We start from the raw sequence: 18,957 nt of genomic DNA, 5'->3' as shown, positions 1-18,957 counted from the left end.
CCTGCGACATGGGCTCGAAAAGAGAGCTGCTGGTAGACAAGCAGGTCATCGCCACCATGGAGGGAGTCGAGCTGCGCATGCACCAGCCGAAGGCCCAAGATGTGGCTCTGGTGTGCGACGCACCGTGGGAGGGGAACACGTCCGGCTATTTCACGTTGTTCCAGGACGGCGATCTTTATCGCGTTTACTATCGGGGCTCCCATCATGCCGGAGATGAAGGAAAACCAGCCCACGAGCTCACCACCTGCTATGCCGAGAGCCGCGATGGCATCACGTGGACCAAACCAAAACTCGGATTGGTGGAGTTCGATGGTTCCAAGGAGAACAATATCATCCTGATGGGCGAGGGCTGCTCCAACTTCTCTCCGTTCAAGGACACCAGTCCGAATTGCCCGCCCGAATCCCGCTACAAGGCCCTGGCCAGTACCGGCGATGAACGCACGCGTAAAAAGCGCCCCAGCCTCCAGGCCTACCAGTCTGCGGATGGCATCCGGTGGACACGCATACGGGAGGAGCCGGTGATTACCGCGGGCTCGTTTGATTCACAGAACACCGCCTTTTACGATCCGGTGCTTGGCGCCTACCGTGCCTACTGGCGCTATTTTACCGGAGGATACACGGATGAGCGGGGCTGGAAGCCCAAAGGTGTGCGCGCCATCCGTACCGCGACTTCAAAGGACTTCCTGCACTGGGAGAGTCAGGCAGACCTGCAATATGGCGAGGCACCCGTGGCACAGCTCTACACCAATGCCGTGCGGCCCTATGCACGCGCTCCCCACCTGCTGCTTGGATTCCCGACACGATACCAGCCCAAGCTCTCCCAGGTGGAGCCCGTGCTCATGACCAGCCGCGACGGAGTGAATTTCCAGCGATGGCCCGATCCGCTCATTCCCATCACCGCGCCAAAGGATCGCGATGGGAACCGCAGCAACTACATGACACTGGGTATCCTGCAATTGCCCGGCAACGACAAGGAAGTCTCCGTCTTCGCGTCCGAAGCCTACTACAAGGGACCGGGCAGCCGCATCCGCCGCTTCACGTTCCGTGTGGACGGTTTTGTCTCCGCCTCGGCGCAGGAGGGCGGCGAACTCATCACCAAGCCGCTCACCTTCGTGGGGGAGAAACTCTCCCTGAATATCGTGAGCAAAGGTGACACACGTGTGGAGGTGCAGGATGCCCACGGCAAGGCGATTCCCGGATTTTCCCTGGAAGATTGTACTCCCATTCGCGGCGACTTCACCGATCACACCATCGCATGGAAAGGTGGCTCCCTCGCAGAACTCCAAGGCAAGCCCATCCGCCTTCGACTCGTCCTCCGACAAGCGGACCTTTTCGCTCTCCAGTTTGTGCCGTGAGTTGATTATTGGACAACGCCCAGCAGTTACCCTCCGCAACCAACAACATCGTGACTGCCACTGACCCCGACATCAGCTCACGAGTCCGGAAGCGGGTGATGTGGCGGCTCATGCCTTATCTGATTCTTCTGTATGTCATCGCCTATCTGGACCGGGTAAATGTGAGCTATGCCGCGCTGGAGATGACGGCAGACCTCGGCTTTACGGACAAGACGTATGGGCTGGGGGCGGGGATCTTCTTCATTGGCTACTTCCTTCTGGAGGTGCCGGGCGCCGTGATCGCCGTCCGGTGGGGTGTGCGAAAATGGATCTGCCGCATCATGCTGACGTGGGGCATCTTCGCGGTGGCCATGGGTTTCATTCAGAATGCGCAGCAGTTTTACTGGCTGCGCTTTCTTATCGGCGCCGCTGAGGCGGGCTTCTTCCCAGCCATCATCGTGTATCTGGGCCATTGGTTCCGTGGCGCGGACCGGGCGAAGGCGGTGGCGCTGTTCATGTCCGCCATCTCGCTGGCCATGGTGATTGGCGGCCCCATTTCGGGCGCGCTGCTGAAGCTTCAGTGGCTTGGCATGGAAGGCTGGCGGTGGCTCTTCATCCTCGAAGGGATACCTGCGATTGTGCTGGGGTTCACCACCTGGTTCTTTCTGACAGAGCGACCGGAGCAAGCGAAGTGGCTGCCTCCTGATGAAAAGGCATGGCTGGTGGATGAACTGGAGAGGGAACGAGCAGCACGTGAGTTGGAAGGCAAGCAGCACGCGACATCCATCACGCAGGCCTTGAAGAATCCCCAGGTCCTCCTCTTCTGCGCTGCCTATTTCTTTGGGCTCATCGCCTCCAACGGTCTCGGCTACTGGCTGCCCAAGATGATCAAATCGATGTCTGGCTTCTCAAACATGGAGGTGTCGCTGCTCGTCTCCCTCCCCTACTCTCTGGGTGTGGTGGCAAAGATTGTGGCCGGATGGTCATCTGACCGCACGGGGGAACGTCGCTGGCACACCATTGCGCTCATGGGCGTAGGCAGCCTCGGTTTGGCAGCGCTCGCGGCATCGCAGGGCTATCTCCCGCTGGCCATCTTCTGCCTCTGTATCGCCGTGATTGGACTCATGGGCTACACCTCCAGCTTCTGGGCGTATGCGACGAGCTTCCTGGCTGGTACTGCGAATGCCGCCGCCATAGGTTTGATCAATGCCGTGGGGAATCTCGGCAGCTTTGCCGGTCCGTATGGCATGGGCTGGCTAAAGGAGGAAACTACAGGTTATACCGCGGGCCTGCTCGTGCTCGCGGCATCCGCTGCCATGACGGCGCTTCTGGTCTTCGCCGTGCGTGTGGGTGATCAGGGGAAACACACGCCACGTGGATGATGCCATGAAGGATTCACCATTGCCTGTCGTATGCACCTCGGTCTGGCAGCCACCGCTACGAGTTTGATTCCTTCTCATGCACGCGCCCTCCTGTCTTTCCCCTGCAAAGGCCCACGCGGTCTCGCTGCTACGCCGTCGCCTCGTTTGCTTTTCATCAATACTGCTGGTGATGATGTCCTCTCCGTTATGGTCCACCGGGCCCGTAGCAAAGCCCAGGCTCAAGGCGGCGGCGCTTGAGTTTGGCATCACTCCCGCCGCGGGTGGAGCGACCGTGGGCAAGACAGGCGCGGTGGTGCTGCATGTGGCAGGCCCGTTGAAATCCACCATCACACTGCTCGACGACGGTGGTGAACAGCTGTGCCTGGTGACAACCCACTTCAACTCACCAAAGGCCGTGAACGTCAGTGCGATGTTCCGCCGCGAGATTGCCAGGGAATTGAACCTTCCCACGGACCGCGTGCTGATCTTTGTCTCGCACAATCACACGGACATGAAGATGGCCTCCAATCAGACGGAAGCCTATGAAGTGCTATCAACGTCCCCGAATGAGATCCCGGAACCCGAGCTGTTGCCCACGGGAAAGGAACTGCTGGAGCAACTCCTCCACCACGCGAAACGTCTGCCCGCACTGCTGCAACCGGTCACAGTGTGGTGGGCGGAAGGATCCGAAGGACGCATCACCTACAACCGCAAAGGGCGGCGCGCGGATGGGACCGCCTATCTGATGCGTGAAAAAGATCGCGACCTCGTGGGTGTGGACTACAATGGAGACATTGATCGCCAGGCGCCCATCGTGGTGCTGAAGAACGAGCAAGGACAGGTGGTGACGGCCCTGGTGCAGTTCACCGGGCATCCCTGCACCTGCTATCATCCGGAAAAGCCCATCGTCTTCGGTGACTGGCCCCAGGTGGCTGGCGATGTAGTGGCGGCACATCTCGCTCCCGCGAATCCAGTGCCGGTGAGTTTCCTTCAGGGCTGCGCGGGTGATGTGAATTCCAAAGGAATGTTCCGCGGCAGTGTCGAGCTTTCCACCAAGTACGGAAGAATGCTGGGTGAGAGTTACGTGAAGGCGCTGGAGAAGATACAGCCATCCTCACGCGACGGGTTCAACTATGAAGTGGCAAAGGTGAAGATTCCCCTCGGCCCCCTGCCTTCACAAGAAACACTCAGGGCCGAAATCACCGAGATGGAAGACTTCATCAAGCGCGCCAATGCGGGCGATGAAAACACACTGGGCTGCGCCGGCTTGAATTTCCCAAGGGAACTCTCACCCGTGTACCGTGGCAAGTTGATCGAAGGTGTCCTGCCCTGGAGCCGCTGGGCGCTGGAGATGCACCAACTCGGCAAGGCCGACAGCGTCGCGCAGCACCTTGAAGTGGAGCTGTGTGCCATTCGCATCGGAGATGTGGGGATTGTCGGCATGCCCTTCGAGCCGTTCCAGGGCATTGGCCGGCAGATGCGGGCAGGTTCCACGCTGCCGCTCACCATTCCCTGCGGCTATACCAATGTGTCCTACGGCTATCTCACCGATGGTCCCAACACCGGTGACGGCGAATACATGAGTGCTCACTATCGCTACAGCCGTTTTCGCGCTCCTTATCAAAAGCCCGCTGGCGACGTGCTTGCCATCAAGGGCGTGGAAATCCTCAACCGCTTCGCCAAGGATGGAGCCTCCCGCTGATGCCTACTACGTGCTGGGCGCGCATGCCCAGGTGGATCCGGGAGTGGTGCTGGGATACCGCTACCCCGGTGATTCCGCGCCCACCCGAATTGGAGACCACGCGATCATCCGCTCAGGTTCCATCATCTATGCCAATACCACCATAGGTGACCGCTTCCAGTGTGGACATCAGGTATTGATCCGGGCAGAGATCACCATCGGTCATCGATGTGTCGTCCATCACAAGTGCACGCTGGAAGGTCGCCTACGCATTGGCGACGGGGTGAAGATCATGGCGCATGTCTATCTTCCCAGCACCACCGTGATTGGAAACATGGTATTCATCGGACCAGGCACCACTTTTTTGAACGACCGGCTGCCCATGCGTCGCGCAGCGCCGGTGGAGGGTGCGCACATTGAGGATCATGTGACCATTGGAGGAGGTGTCACCATCTGCCCAGGAATCACCATCGGCCGCGGTTCATTCATCGCGGCAGGAGCAGTGGTGAACAAGGACGTGCCGCCATACACGCTGGCTGTGGGAGTCCCGGCGCGTCACCAACCGCTTCCAGAAGGTATGGGCAAAGGGAACCTGCCCGAGCTGCTTCTGCCACAGACCGATCTCTTTGGCTCACATCACGACGACACCTGGAAAAGCGAATCCTTCCCGCCACCATGATCATGACCTTCCCTTCAATGTGCCGTCAGGGAGCCCTGGCCGTCGTCTGCACGATAGCCTTCATCAATGCAACCCACGCCGCGGAGTATTTCGATGAGACCAGGGCCACGACCATCTTCGCGTTCGACAGTGTCTCCATTCCGCACATCCAGAATCTGCGGGTGGAGATGCGGACTCCCACCAAACATCCGGCAAATCCGGTGGTGCCACGTGGTGCGCCTGGAACTCCGGATGCTCGCGGGGTGCAGTTCTATGGATCAGTGATTCGCGAGAACGGGAAGTTCCGCCTGTGGTATGTGGCCTTCGACGATGACAAGGAGAACAAGGTTGCCTCCGCTCGCTGGCGTGCCGCCTATGCGGAGAGCGATGATGGCGTGAAGTGGGTGAAGCCGAATCTCGGGCTCGTGGAGTTTCGTGGGAACAAGGACAACAACATCATCTCCACGGATCCTTACCCACTGGGCTTTGTAAATGTGAAGGTGCTCAAGGATGATGAAGATCCCGATCCAGCAAGACGCTATAAGATATCCTCGCACGTGTATTTCCGGCAGGAGCGGCGCCTGGGCACACTGGCACCTTTTGTGAGCGCGGATGGCCTGACTTGGAAGATGGAGAAGCCAGTGAAGTCCACCAAGGCGGAACTGCCGGAGGACGCGCTCGTTCTGCCCAAGATTCACTTCGAGCCCAGCGGTGGCCTGTACAAGTGGGACGGCATGTTCTTCGCCTCGGGCCAGAACTCCATGGATGCCGCGCGACCCTATCACGGCCGTGTCGCGCGGGTGTACCAGTCCCCTGATTTCAAAAATTGGTCACAGACCAGCGCCATCAGTCTTGTCCGCCTGCAGCAGCATACCCTGCTCGGTGCCGGACGCAGCCGCGAGGGAGAGCAGGTGCACGAGGGTATCAGCGTGTGGAATCGCGGCAACGTGCTGCTGGGCATCTTCGGCATCTGGCATGGGGCCAAGGAATGGAAGGATGTGACCATCGACCTCGGCTTCGCCGTGAGCAATGATGGCGTGGCCTTCCGCGAGCCTGCCCATGAGTGGACCTTTCTGAAGCGAGGCGAAGATGGCGCGTGGGACCAGGGCGGACTGATTCAGGGACAAGGGTTCGAGAACGTGGGCGAGCAGACCTATGTGTACTACGGCACGTGGGACCCGCGTCACTGGGAGGAGGAGCCCCCGCGCGGCGGCGTGGGCCTCGCGCTGCTGCCGCGTGATCGCTTCGGTGACCTGGTGTTTGAAGACGCAGGCCAAGGCCCGGGAGACTATCAGCTTCCCGAGGTTCAGAGTGAATTCATCACCGCATCCGTATCCATCAAGGCAGGAGTGCCTCACGAGTTCTTTGTGAACGCAGAGGGCCTCAGCGAGGAAGCAGGACTGCGGGTGGAACTACTGGATGCACAAATGCGGCCGCTGGAAAAGTACTCCGGCAAGAATGTGGTCGTCGTGCGCCAGAGCGGTTTCCAGACTCCCATCTCTTGGGCAGACAAGGCTGGCATCTCGGACCTTCCTGAGCGCATTCGCGTCCGTGTAGTCTTCGAAGGAGCCAAACGGAAAGACATCCGCTTCAGTGCGCTGTACGTGAAGTCTGCGACACAGAAATAGTGGGCGGCGGCATTCTGCACGGCGCCGGGTGCAGTTTGTCTTCAAGCCATTGATTGACGCGGAACGAAACCCATTCCACGGAAGGGCATCGGCTACCCGCGCATGTCCCAGGAGAATCTTCAAATCCTTCAATCCGGCAATCTCGTCAACGCCAAGCGGCTGGATCTGAGCTGCGGCCTCACGGAAGTACCCAGGGAGGTCTTCGAGCACTCGGAAACGCTGGAAGTCCTGAACCTCACCGGCAACGCCCTGTCCTCGCTGCCAGAGGACCTGCCGCGACTGCATAAGCTGCGCATTCTGTTCTGCTCTTCGAATCAGTTTACCACCTTCCCTGAGGTCGTCGGTGAATGCTCCAGCCTGCAGATGGTGGGCTTCAAGTCGAACCAGATCGAGCAGGTGCCGGACATGGAGTTTCCAGAGGAACTGCGCTGGCTCATCCTCACGGACAATCGCATCAAGACGCTGCCAGAGTCGCTGGGACAATGCACGCAGATGCAGAAGCTGATGCTCTCCGGCAATCAACTGCGCAGCCTGCCGGAGAGCTTTGCGCAGTTCGCGAATCTGGAACTGCTGCGCCTCGCGGCCAATGAGTTCGCACACCTGCCTTCGTGGCTGACCTCGCTGCCGCGTCTGGCATGGCTGGCCTTCGCGGGGAATCCCGTCGCACCCGCACCTTCCTCGGATGACATCCCCATGACGGACATCCCGTGGAGCGCGCTGCAGTTGGAGAACCTGCTGGGCGAAGGCGCCTCCGGCCGCATCTCAAAGGCCCAATGGCACTCCGGGAATGGGAGCGCGCCCCGTGCAGTAGCGGTGAAAGTCTTCAAAGGCGCCATGACTAGCGACGGCCTTCCGGAGAATGAAATGGCCGCGGCGCTGGCGGCAGGTCGTCACGAGAACTTTGTGGATGTGCTGGGCCGCATCACGCAGCACCCGCACGGCGCGCATGGGTTGGTGATGTCCCTGCTCGACGAGGGCTTCATGAACCTCGCCGGGCCGCCGGACTTCGAGAGCTGCACGCGGGATATCTATACAGGCGGTCAGACCTTCTCCCTGGGAACCGCGCACGGCATCGCCCTGAGTGCCGCTTCCGTCGGGGTTCATCTGCATGCGCGCGGCCTGATGCTGGGAGACATGTATGCCCACAACATCCTGCATCACGACGATGGCCGATGCCGCATCACGGACTTCGGCGGGGCCACCTTTGTGCCTCAGGGTGACCTCGGGTTAAAGCAGGCACTAGAGCGCCTGGAGGTTCGCGCTTTCGGCATTCTGTTGGAGGAACTGTTAGATCGCTGCACCGGGGACACTGCCGAATCAAGAGCCGTGAATACGATGCGAACCTTGCAAGCACAGTGCCAAGGAACGCCCTCTGAAAGACCGCTCTTCGCAGACATCCAGAGGCTGCTGGAGAGTATTGTACCATGATCGCCGACAATCGTGTCAGTGTCTAAAGCCCTGGCAGCGTATGACTTCTCTCCCCATGAAGTTTCTCGCTGCCGCGCTCCTCCTCGCCACTGCTCCACTCTCCAGCTTCGCTGCCGAAGCACCGGCATTTGCGTGGATGAGTCACGGCACCGGCGCGAAGAATGGGAAGACCCGGGCCATCTGCTTCGACCGCGAGGGGAATGTCTTCCTTGCTGGTGAGATGACGGGCGACGCCTCGTTTGGTGAACTCCAGGTGAAGAGTAAGGGCGCCATGGACTTCGTGCTGGTCAAGGTCGACAAGGATGGACACTTCCAGTGGGCGCGCAATCTGGGCGGCAGCCTCGTGGATCGCGCCTATGGTGTGGTCGCAGACAAGGTCGGCAATGCCTACGTGACCGGCCACTACCAGAGCACCGATGCCATGGTCGAGGGCAAGGCCCTGCCGAATGCGGGCGACTACGACATCTTCGTGGCGAAGTACTCCCCCAAGGGCGATCTGCTGTGGGTGCGCACTGCCGGCGGCAAAGGATATGACTACGGCCACGGCATCGCCCTGGACAGCCACGGTGATGTGATTGTCACGGGCGCGGTATTGGGCGAAAGCAAGTTTGGCGAGATCACGGTGCCCGGCGCGGGACGTCCCATCTTCTGCGCCAAGTACGATGCGAACGGCACTCTCAAGTGGGTGAAGGCCTCCGAGGGCAAGGACTCCAGTAGCGGGCATGGCGTGGCACTGGATGGCTCTGACAACATCTACCTCGGCGGCTCCACGAGTGGCGCAGGCACTTTCGGAGGCCTGCCGCTCAGCACGGCGAAGGGTCAATCCACACTACTCATCAAGCTCGATAGCGATGGCAAGGCACAGTGGGTGCGCACCTGTGCAGGGGCCGGGGCTCATGAACTCACGGTGGACAGCTCTGGCCGCGCGTGGATTGCAGGCATGTTCAAGGGAGAAGCCACGGTGGGTGATACGGTCTATCACACCACGGGTGATAAGGATAACGATGGCCTGCTCGCGCACTACAGCGCTTCCGGTGACCTGCAGTGGAGCCGCGTGATTCAAGGTCCGGCGGTCGACTACTGCCTCGGCGTGGCCACGGACAACAAGGGTACCATCTTCGTCACAGGTGAATTCAGCGCCACATCGACCTTCGCTGGCCAGACGCTGGTTTCGAAGGGAGCCACGGATATCTATGTTGCCGCATTGGATTCCAAGGGAGCCCTGCAATGGCTCGTGCAAGCGGGTGGGCCGAAGGGCGACAATGCCTACACCATGGTCTGGCATCCCGAGCGCGGACTGGTCTTCGGCGGCTCGTGCACATTGCCCGGCACCTTTGGGTCCAAGACCTACGAAGGCGACGCTGGCGGGACGAACATGTATGGCGCACGGTTGGAACTGAAATAACGAATCCGGCGTAGTGTTGTCGAAGGCTCCCCCTCGGACGTTCCCCTGAGATGCTCCCCCACCCCCGACTCACCCTCCTTCGCATCGGCCTGCTGGCTTCGATGGGAATGATGCTGTTTGGCACTGAGGTGCGTGCGGACACCAAGGCGGCCATGCGGGTGCTGCGCGATCAGTGCGTGAGCTGCCACAAGCCGGGCAAGGCCAAGGGCGGCCTCCTGCTCACCACCCATGAGAAGATGATGGTGGGTGGTGACAACGGCACGCCCATCGTTCCCGGCAAAGGCGCGGACAGCCTGCTCTACCAAGTTGTCCTGGAGGAAGGTGACCCACACATGCCGCCGAAGAAACAGCTTGGCGAGGCTGAAGTGGCGGCGTTGAAAGCGTGGATCGATGAGGGTGCGGTCTGGGATGCCACGGTCTTCGATGAAGCACCTGTGGCCAAGCCGGTGAAGCTGGCTCCCGCACCGCAGAGCTACCAGCCCGTACTGGCCGTGGCCTTTTCGCCGGATGAGAAGCTGCTGGCATACAGCCGTGGCAGCAGCGTGGTCATAGTCGACATGACCAAGCCCGAGCGTCCTATCGCAGGAAAGCTCGAAGGCGGACATACCGAGCCGGTGCAATCACTGGCCTGGACACCCGATGGCAAGCAACTCATCACGGGCGGATTTCAGCGCATCATCGTATGGGATACCCTCACCCACCAGCAGGTGCGCACGCTGAATGGACCTCTGCTCGGTGGCATCACAGCACTGGCGGTGGACAAGACGGGTGACACTCTCTTTGCCGGGGATGGTGAATCAGGCGGCGCGGGCTTCCTGCGGAAGTTCAACCTCAAGGACGGCACTCTCGCCACTACGTGGAAGGCCCATGAAGACACCATCTATGCCCTGCGCCTCTCGCCTTCCGGCGACCGCTTGCTCAGCGGCAGCGCGGACAAGCTCGCGAAACTTTGGGACCTCGCGACGCTGAAACTCGTCGCGACCTACGAGGGCCACACGAATCACGTGCTCGCGGTCGCCTTCAACAAGGATGCCACTCAGATCGCCACTGCCGGCGCCGACCGTGAAGTGAAGGTGTGGGATGTGAAGAGCAAGGAGCAGGATGTGTCCCTGGGCGACAAGAAGACCGTCTACACCGCACTGGCCTGGACGCCCGACGGCAAGGCCCTCGCCGTGGTCACGGAGAAGGGCAACGGCAGCGTATACACCCAACTCACGAAACACACCGGCGAACAGCGCAGCGACACCGGCAAGGAACGCAAGCTCACGACGGTGAACGAGAACCTCACCAGCGTGGCCATCACGGCTGATGCCAAGAGCGTTTTCGCAGGCGCCTTTAACGGTAAGGTTTACATTTGGGATGCTGCCACCGGCCAGCCCAAGGGCGAGCTGGAGCCCAAGTAGCCATCGCAAGAATACACCCCTTATTCCGTAACTTCCAAATGCCCCGCAACCCGCTGCTTCCCATGCTCCTGGCGACCCTGTCGCCGGGGATGATGGCACATGCCGCGGACCCGATTAGCTTTACCAATGATGTGATGCCCCAGCTCATGAAGGCGGGATGCGCGGCGGGCACTTGCCACGCGAAGCCGGAAGGGCAGAACAACTTCAAGCTTTCTGTCTTCGGCTATGATCCGAAGCACGACTATGATGAGATCGTGAGCGATGATCGTGGTCGCCGACTGCTCCTGGCCGCGCCCGAGGAAAGCCTGCTGCTGAAGAAAGCCACGGGCGCCGTGGCTCACGAGGGTGGCGAGCGCATCAAGACGGACAGCGAGGCTTATCGCATTCTCATCGAGTGGATGCAGCAGGGCGTGCCTTTCTCTTCCGAGAATGAGGCCAAGCTCACTTCTGTGGCGGTGGAACCGCGTGAGAAGACCTACGCAAAGGCGGCGAATCAACCGCTCAAGGTCACCGCGACCTATTCCGATGGGAAGACACGCGATGTCACCCGCCTTACAGAGTACCTCTCCCAGGACAAGGAGATGGCCTCGGTAGATGAGCAGGGACTGGTCACTGTGGGCAAGGTCAGCGGCGAGGGCGTGATCGTGGTGCGCTACATGGGACTGGTGGATATCGCGCGCATCACCGTTCCATCGGACAAGGTCCTGCCCGAGGAGCTTTACACGAAGCTGCCGGTGAATAATGAAATCGACCGGCTGGTGTATGAGCGCCATCGCAAGCTGGGCCTGCTGCCCTCCGAAACGTGCACGGATGCGGAGTTCCTACGCCGGGTCTCGCTGGATCTCATCGGTATGCTGCCCACGCCGGAGATGGCGCGGAAGTTCCTGGCTGATACCCGTGCTGACAAGCGCAAGCACATCGTGGATGAACTGCTGGAGCATCGCAACTATGCCGACCACTGGGCGGTGAAGTGGGGCGACCTCATCCGGCCCAATCCCTCCCGCGTGGGCGTGAAACCGGTGTACCTGCTCGACCAGTGGCTGCGCGAAAGCTTCCGCGCGAACAAGCCCTACAACACCATGGTGAAGGAGCTGCTCACCGCGGAGGGCAGCAGCCATGAGTATGGGCCCGTAGCCGTGTTCCGTGACAAGCGTGACCCGGTCGATGCGACTTCCTTCGTGGGGCAGATTTTCCTCGGCGTGCGCCTCGATTGCGCAAAGTGCCATCACCACCCGAGTGAGAAGTGGACGCAGGAAGACTACTTCCAGCTCGCGGCCTTCTTTGGCCAGATGAAGCGCAAGGGCCAGGGCATTTCCGCTCCCATCTCTGGAGAGCCGGAGTATGTGTGGTACGGCAGCGGTGGCAAGGTTACGCATCCCATCACCGACGCGGTGATGACTCCCAAGGTGCCTGATGGTCCCGAGATGCCATATGTAGCTGGGCAAGACCCGCGCAAGGGGCTCACGGATTGGATGTCCGGCAGCGACAATCCTTTCTTCGCCCGCGCGATTGTGAACCGCATCTGGTCGGACTTCCTCGGGCGCGGCATCGTGGATCCGGTGGATGACTTCCGCGTTTCCAATCCGCCGACGAATGCGGCGCTGCTGGACTGGCTGGCGCAGGACTTCGTCGCACATGGCTTCGACATGAAGCACCTCATGCGCACCATCGTGAACTCGCGCACCTATCAGCTCAGCACCCAACCCAATGAGCACAATGTGGCGGACACGAAGAACTACGCGCGCGGCATCAAGCGCCGCATGAGTGCGGAAGTGCTGCTGGATGCCGTGTGCGATGCCACCGGGATGAAGGACAAGTACAGCGGACTACCGCCGCATTCCCGCGCGGTGCAGACCTGGAACTACAAGATTGATTCGGACTTCCTGGATGCCTTTGGCCGCCCCAACGCGAGCCAAGAGTGCCCCTGCGAACGCGAGCGGAAGTCCAGTGTGATCCAGGCGCTGCACCTGATGAATTCCTCAGATATCCAGAAGAAGCTCAACAATGAGGACAGCCGCATTGGCCAGCTTGCGAAGCGTGAGGTGTCGGACATCGACCTCGTTTCCGAGCTGTACCTCACGCTGTACAGCCGCCTCCCGGACGAGGAGGAGCTGCGCGTGTCCGTCCGCTTTTTGAGCCAGCCCCAGGCCAATCGGCAAAATGCCATCGGCGACCTCGCCTGGGCGCTCATCAATTCCGCCGAGTTCGTCTTCAACCACTGAAAAGAAGCCCGCTCGCCGGGCCGTATTCCTACCTGCCTCCAGCCCCCTCATGAGTCCCTTCAACACCAACTGCAATGGCTTCGGCCGCCGCGACTTCCTGCAGGTCGGCTTCGGCGCGTTGGGTGGCCTTGCCTTCACGGATGTGCTGGCGCTCAGAGCCCAGGCGGCACAGGCACGGGGCAAGGCGAGCCCGGACCAGATCAATTGCATCCTCGTGTGGCTGGACGGTGGTCCCTCGCATTACGAGACCTTCGACCCGAAGCCGGACGCACCGCAGGACATCCGCGGGGACTTCAAGTCCATCCCCACCTGTGTGCCCGGGGTGCACTTCAGCGAGAGCGTCCCGCTGCTGGCGAAGACCTTCAACAAATTCTCCGTCGTCCGCTCCATCTGCCACAAAGATCCGAATCACGGTGGTGGCAATCACTACCTGATGACGGGCTCCCCCACCCCGGTGCCCGTGGGTTGCGGGGCGTTTGTGAGTTTCCATCCCTCCTTCGGGTCGATGGTCTCCTATGAGCGTGGCGTGCGCGGTGGATTGCCCTCGTACATGAGCCTGCCCAGCGTCTCGCGCTCGGGTGGTCCGAACTTCCTCGGTGCGCAGCATGCGCCCTTCGTGATTGGCGGCGACCCGAGCGACAAGTCCTTCCGCGTGCGCGACGTGGCCATTCCCGAAGGCATCAGCGAAGGCCGCGCGATGAATCGCAATGACCTGCGCGCCTCGCTGGATCGCATGCAGCGCATCCATGAGCAGGTCGCCGAGGACCCAACGGTGGGCTTTGACCAGTTCTACCAGCAGGGCATGGAACTCGTGACTTCGCCCACGGCGCAGGCGGCTTTTGACTTGAGCAAGGAGCCGGAGAAAACCCGCGAGCTCTACGGGAAGAATGAGTTTGGCCAGCGCCTGCTTCTCGCGCGCCGTCTGGCAGAGGTGGGAGTTTCCTTCACCGTGGCCTACTGGGGCGGCTGGGACCATCACCGTGCCCTCTTCAAAGGCTATAAGGACAGCTACGCGGACAGGCTGGATCGCGGATTGAGTGGACTCATCACGGACCTCGATCAACGCGGCATGCTGGACAGCACGCTGGTGATTTGCCTTGGTGAATTCGGTCGCACGCCAAAGGTGAACAAGGATGCCGGACGGGATCACTGGCCAGGAGCGATGAGCGTGCTCATGGCAGGTGCGGGAATCCCCGGCGGACAGATCATCGGTGCCACGGATCCGAAAGGGTACTACGCCTCCGAGAACATCTACTCGCCCGAGGACTTCGCCGTTTCGCTCTACACGAAGCTGGGCATCGATCCGCACCAGATGCTGCACACCAGCACGGGGCGTCCGGTGCACCTCGTGAATGGCGGCAAGCCGATCAAGGAGCTCTTTGCGTGAGTGTGAGTATCTGCGTGGGAGTGCGTGTGGTGCATCGTTGCTTGTTGGGACTTGGAGCGCTGGCTCTCTCGGCTGGCGCTTCGTTGCGAGCAGAAATCCCTGTCCTTCAGGCCCTGTTCCCCGCTGGGGGCCAGGTGGGTTCAACCTTCACCATGGCCGCCATTGGCAAGCTGGATGACAAGGTCACGCTCTGGACAGAGACTCCCGGACTGACTCTCACGCCCTCGGGCAAGAAACGGGAGTGGAACGCCACCCTTAGCAAAGAGGCAAAGCCGGGGCTCTACCTGATTCATGCCGTGAATGCGGAAGGTGCTTCGGAGCCACGCTGGTTCAGCATCGGCACGCTGCCGGAGATCACAGAGGCCGAACCAAACGACGCTTGGGAGAAGCCGCAGGTGCTGCAGCAGATGCCGGTGTGCATCAATGGCAAGCTCGACAAGAGCGGCGATGTTGATGGTTACTCCCTCAAACTCCGCGAAGGCCAGACGCTCGTCGGCATGGTGGAGGCCTACAGCCTCGGCTCCGGTGTCGATGTGATCGCGCACGTGGTGAATGAAGCCGGCGAACGCGTGCTCACCGCGAGTGACGGGCGCAATCTGGATCCGGACATTGTCTTCAAGGCCCCCAAAGATGGCCGCTACACGGTGCAGATCGCCGGCTTCGCGCATCCTCCCACGGCGGATGAACGCTTCTTCGGCGGACCGACCATTGTGTATCGCCTGCATCTCAGCAGCGGTCCGGTGGTGACGCAGCTCTTCCCCGCTGCGGTGATGAAGACTGGTAAGACCGAGTTAACGCTATACGGACACAATCTCGACCAGAGCAAGCTGAAGACGACCGTCGAGAGCGCGCAACTCCGCAGCATCGAAGACGGGATCGCCCAAGTGTCCCTGCCCAATACCCTCGTGCCACTCCAGGTGGTGCTCTGTGACAAGGCTCCCACCACCGAGAAGGAACCAAATGACACGAAGGAACAGGCGACACCCGTAGAAGTCGGATGTGTGGGTGGCCGGATCTCGGGCAAGGAGGATGTGGACCGTTATGCCATCACCTTGAAGAAGGGCGATCGCATGGAAGCGCGCGTGTGGTCCAAGGAACTGGGTCTACCACTCGACTCCTTGATCAAAATCGAAGCGCCCGATGGCAAGATTACCTCGACCGTGGATGATGCGGGCGCTTCCGCCGATCCCCAGGCGCAATGGACCGCCGCGGTGGATGGGGTGTATCAGGTCATCGTATCCGATCTCTTCCACAAGGGCAGCGAGGATGCGTCTTATGTGCTGGAGCTTGCCACCCCGCAACCTGACTACACTGTGGCGCTGGCGGATGCGAAGCCCCTTGTCCTCACCGCAGGCAAGACCGTGAGCCTCAAGGCGACCTTCAAGTTCCGCAATGGCTTCAAAGGCCCACTCGCCGTGCGCCTGGGCAATCTGCCCATCGGCGTCTTCTGCCCGGAAACACCTGTGCCGGAGAAGGGCGGAGAGGTGGAACTGAAAATTCAAGCGGCGGCCAATGCCGCTGCCGCCAATCAACCCATCAACGTGACGATCTGGGACAAGTCTGACCCGCCGAAGTTTCAGCGTGTGGAAGGGCCGCTGCGTGGTGAGGCCCTTCGTGGGACGTCACTGCGAGATTCAGGGCCGACGATCTGGCTTACGGTGAAGGCGGGGCAGTAGGGTGTCTGCGATACAGCGCCATTGATAAGCACCAAAAGTCAGTCAGGAATTGCTGACTTTTTCTGGAAACAATCTGCGTGCTTCAGCTCGTAAGTCAGCGCCAACAAACTGGTGTCTTCAAGGGGCTGATGTTCTTCTACAATGGCATCGACGAGTTCATGCCAGTCATCACCGTGAGCCTCGATGAGGCGGCTAACGGGGTCACGACCTGGACTTGGTCCTTCCGGCCAGTAGAGTTCAGCCAGACGCGTGAGCCGTATGGCAGCTTTGGGTGCGTCGACTTCCCTGAGGGCCGTAATGATGGAGGATATCAAGGGAACGAAGTCGTCATCATCCAGTTGGGTTGTCACCCCCACGCTCATGGCATAGTTATAGCGATCCACCAGCCAGACGGTTCGCTCCTCGTGGCTTAAGCTCTCAAGGCCTGACTTGTCGACACGATCGCTCAAAGTAAATCGCGGATGGGGAAGATTGCGCAAGCTTAGCAAGTTTTCAGCTGCCAGGACGGAAACCTCAACACCTTGAGCTACCATTCTGCCAAGAGTCTCGTCCGCTACGTCGCAGTCGTGAACAGACATTGCTCTGGCGAGTTCGATGTATGTTCTTCCCTCTCCATACCCGAAGTTATCCGAGTCTAATTCGCGGAGCCATTGCTCCAGCTTGTCCTTGTCCACCGTTCTACGATGATCATTGAGGGCCTCAAGCACATTGATGAAATGTTCGAAATCAGGACTCAGATACTCAGGCATGCGCAGCACTCGGTCCGCCCACTGAACGTCCAATCGCAACAGCAATTCCGGAAGCTGCTCCACTGCCACGGGAGAATGAGAGTATTCTCCTTTGTAGTCCAGATATGGAACAAGCAACGCGAATACCTTCACCCTGTAGTCCTCCTCAGCAGCCAGGCGTTCCAGCGCCATCGTCACGCCACTACAAATAGCGCGACGCCCCTCCATAGGCAGGGATAGGAGAGCTTTGATATGGGGCACTGCTTCGCTGATGCCTGTAGCGACTATTTCCATGCGGATTGTGTCGCCCGTCAAAAATACGTTACCGTGGCTCTCTTCGAGTCTGAGGAGCGCGTCCAAACGCTGCTTGGCTGGCAGCGCTTTGATGGGAGCCAGCCGCCGGTTCGCGTCTCCCATGCGAAGTTGCAGCCTAGTATTGGCATTCAGAAGTTCGCGCAGCCTCACTGTTCTTCCAAAAACCGTGCCGACAGGAAGGCGGTACCACGTCACGACAGCAAGTGCCGCCACCAAGCCGGTGAATATCATCCAGACCATTTCGCGGAATCGCTACGTGCTTGGGGACGTCCAGTCTCCTACAGCGCCAACAACGCCTCCCTCACCACCTCCGCCGTGCGCGCCAGATCTTCCGGCGCATGCGCGGTGCTGATGAAACCGGTCTCGAACTGGGAAGGCGCGAAGTACACGCCCTTGTCGAGGCAGTAGTGGAAGAACTTGCGGAAGGAGGCGAGGTCGCTCGTCTTGGCGTCGGTGAGGTTGCGGACGGGGGTCTCGGTGAAGAAGAGGCAGAACATGCTGCCGACGCGGTACCACTGGTAGTTGCGGCCCGTCTGCTTCAGCGTGTCGAGCACGGCTTCCTCCATGATGGCACCGAGTTCATCGAGTCGCTTCCAGCCCTGCTGCTTTTCCATTTCGCGGAGCTGGGCGAGACCGGCAGCCATGGCCACGGGATTGCCACTCAGGGTTCCGGCCTGATACACGGGACCTTCCGGAGCGAGCATGTCCATGATGTCCGCACGACCACCGAAGGCACCCACGGGCATGCCGCCGCCGATGACCTTGCCCATGGCGGTGAGGTCCGGTGAGTAGTTCTCGAGTTCCTGCACGCCGCCCTTGGCAACGCGGAAGCCGGTCATCACTTCATCGAAGATGAGCACAGCGCCGTGCTTCTGCGTGATCTCGCGTAGCTTCGCCAGGTAGCCGGGCTGCGGCAGGATGAGACCGGCATTGGCAGGATAGCTCTCCACGATGACGCCGGCGATTTCGTGGCCCATCTTATCGAAGCACTCTTCCAGCGCGGCCACATCATTGTACGGCAGCACGGTGGTGAGGTCGGCATAAGCGGCAGGCACACCGGCGCTGTCCGGGCGGCCATGCGTGAGAGCGCCACTGCCTGCGGCGACAAGCAAGCCATCAGAATGACCGTGATAGCAACCGTCGAACTTTACAATGCGGTCGCGCCCGGTGAAGCCACGTGCGAGGCGGATGCAACTCATGGTGGCCTCCGTGCCGCTGTTCACCATGCGCACCTTCTCCACGCTGGGCACCCACTCGCAGATGAGCTTGGCCATCTCCACTTCGTAGGGATTGGGAATGCCGAAGCTCACACCGTCCTTAGCCGCGTTGTGGATGGCTTCAATGACCGGCAGCGGTGCATGGCCCAGAATGGCCGGGCCCCAAGTGCCCACGTAGTCGATGAGCTCCTTGCCATCCACGTCCCAGATGCGGCAGCCCTTGGCGCGGCGCACGAAGAACGGCTCGCCGCCGACGTTGCGGAACGCGCGTACGGGGGAGTTCACCCCGCCGGGGATGTATTTCTTGGCGAGGGCGAAGAGGCTGGTGGAAAGCGGGCCGTTGGACATGCCTCATGATTAGCGACAAGTCGGCGGGCTACAAGTGGAGGCATCAGCAGACTCAGCGCCTCAAACGACGTCCACACCTCGGCAGGCAGGGCCACATTTCCTCCATCGTCGTCAAAATATCACAATCGCATCCCTCCGAGACAAAACCCATGGACGACGCCCATGG

13 protein-coding genes are annotated in these 18,957 nt (G+C 60.5%); 11 read left to right on the top strand and 2 right to left on the bottom strand.

What is annotated here, in order from left to right; translation table 11 throughout:
• Window positions 1–8: 8 nt before the first annotated feature.
• The 11 genes from G5S37_RS01600 (at window position 9) to G5S37_RS01550 (ending at window position 16,183) form a co-directional block, all read left to right on the top strand.
• A complete protein-coding gene (locus tag G5S37_RS01600; protein WP_206026270.1) occupies window positions 9–1,355 on the top strand; it encodes a hypothetical protein in 1,347 nt (448 codons plus the stop codon).
• 50 nt (window positions 1,356–1,405) lie between these two features.
• Window positions 1,406–2,716 (top strand): MFS transporter, encoded by a 1,311-nt coding sequence (locus G5S37_RS01595; RefSeq protein ID WP_165200088.1) that lies wholly within the window; start codon window positions 1,406–1,408, stop codon window positions 2,714–2,716.
• Between the two features lie 76 nt (window positions 2,717–2,792).
• Window positions 2,793–4,397 (top strand): hypothetical protein, encoded by a 1,605-nt coding sequence (locus G5S37_RS01590; RefSeq protein WP_165200086.1) that lies wholly within the window; start codon window positions 2,793–2,795, stop codon window positions 4,395–4,397.
• The gene (locus G5S37_RS01585; RefSeq protein ID WP_165200084.1) at window positions 4,381–5,055 is read left to right on the top strand and encodes an acyltransferase; all 675 of its coding nucleotides are present in this window, start codon (window positions 4,381–4,383) and stop codon (window positions 5,053–5,055) included. Before G5S37_RS01590 ends, G5S37_RS01585 begins: the two co-directional genes overlap by 17 nt.
• Before the next feature lie 2 nt (window positions 5,056–5,057).
• Window positions 5,058–6,662, top strand: a complete 1,605-nt coding sequence (locus G5S37_RS01580) for a hypothetical protein (protein ID WP_165200082.1) — start codon at window positions 5,058–5,060, stop codon at window positions 6,660–6,662.
• Between the two features lie 102 nt (window positions 6,663–6,764).
• Window positions 6,765–8,090, top strand: coding sequence for a leucine-rich repeat-containing protein kinase family protein (locus tag G5S37_RS01575; RefSeq protein ID WP_165200080.1), 1,326 nt, complete (start codon window positions 6,765–6,767; stop codon window positions 8,088–8,090).
• 55 nt (window positions 8,091–8,145) lie between these two features.
• Window positions 8,146–9,495 (top strand): SBBP repeat-containing protein, encoded by a 1,350-nt coding sequence (locus G5S37_RS01570; protein WP_206026269.1) that lies wholly within the window; start codon window positions 8,146–8,148, stop codon window positions 9,493–9,495.
• 50 nt (window positions 9,496–9,545) lie between these two features.
• Entirely contained in the window at window positions 9,546–10,898 is a 1,353-nt protein-coding gene (locus tag G5S37_RS01565; RefSeq protein ID WP_165200077.1) for a c-type cytochrome domain-containing protein, read from the top strand.
• Between the two features lie 38 nt (window positions 10,899–10,936).
• The gene (locus tag G5S37_RS01560) at window positions 10,937–13,120 is read left to right on the top strand and encodes a DUF1553 domain-containing protein (RefSeq protein ID WP_165200075.1); all 2,184 of its coding nucleotides are present in this window, start codon (window positions 10,937–10,939) and stop codon (window positions 13,118–13,120) included.
• A gap of 49 nt (window positions 13,121–13,169) precedes the next feature.
• Window positions 13,170–14,507 carry a DUF1501 domain-containing protein gene (locus G5S37_RS01555; protein ID WP_165200073.1) on the top strand — a complete coding sequence of 446 codons (1,338 nt, stop codon included), beginning with the start codon at window positions 13,170–13,172 and terminating at the stop codon, window positions 14,505–14,507.
• A complete protein-coding gene (locus G5S37_RS01550; protein WP_165200071.1) occupies window positions 14,504–16,183 on the top strand; it encodes a hypothetical protein in 1,680 nt (559 codons plus the stop codon). The genes G5S37_RS01555 and G5S37_RS01550 overlap by 4 nt, the downstream gene beginning before the upstream one ends.
• Window positions 16,184–16,221: 38 nt before the next feature.
• Here the strand turns inward: G5S37_RS01550 and G5S37_RS01545 are convergent, their stop codons facing one another.
• Together G5S37_RS01545 and hemL are read right to left on the bottom strand one after the other, a co-directional pair.
• On the bottom strand, window positions 16,222–17,457 hold the full coding sequence (locus G5S37_RS01545) for a hypothetical protein (RefSeq protein WP_165200069.1): 1,236 nt from the start codon (window positions 17,455–17,457) through the stop codon (window positions 16,222–16,224).
• A 47-nt stretch (window positions 17,458–17,504) separates the two neighbouring features.
• On the bottom strand, window positions 17,505–18,791 hold the full coding sequence (hemL, locus tag G5S37_RS01540; protein ID WP_165200067.1) for a glutamate-1-semialdehyde 2,1-aminomutase: 1,287 nt from the start codon (window positions 18,789–18,791) through the stop codon (window positions 17,505–17,507).
• Between the last annotated feature and the right edge of the window lie 166 nt (window positions 18,792–18,957).

This window comes from Roseimicrobium sp. ORNL1, from assembly GCF_011044495.1.
GTDB lineage: Bacteria > Verrucomicrobiota > Verrucomicrobiia > Verrucomicrobiales > Verrucomicrobiaceae > Roseimicrobium.
This window is presented reverse-complemented; position numbering and strand designations above follow the sequence as displayed.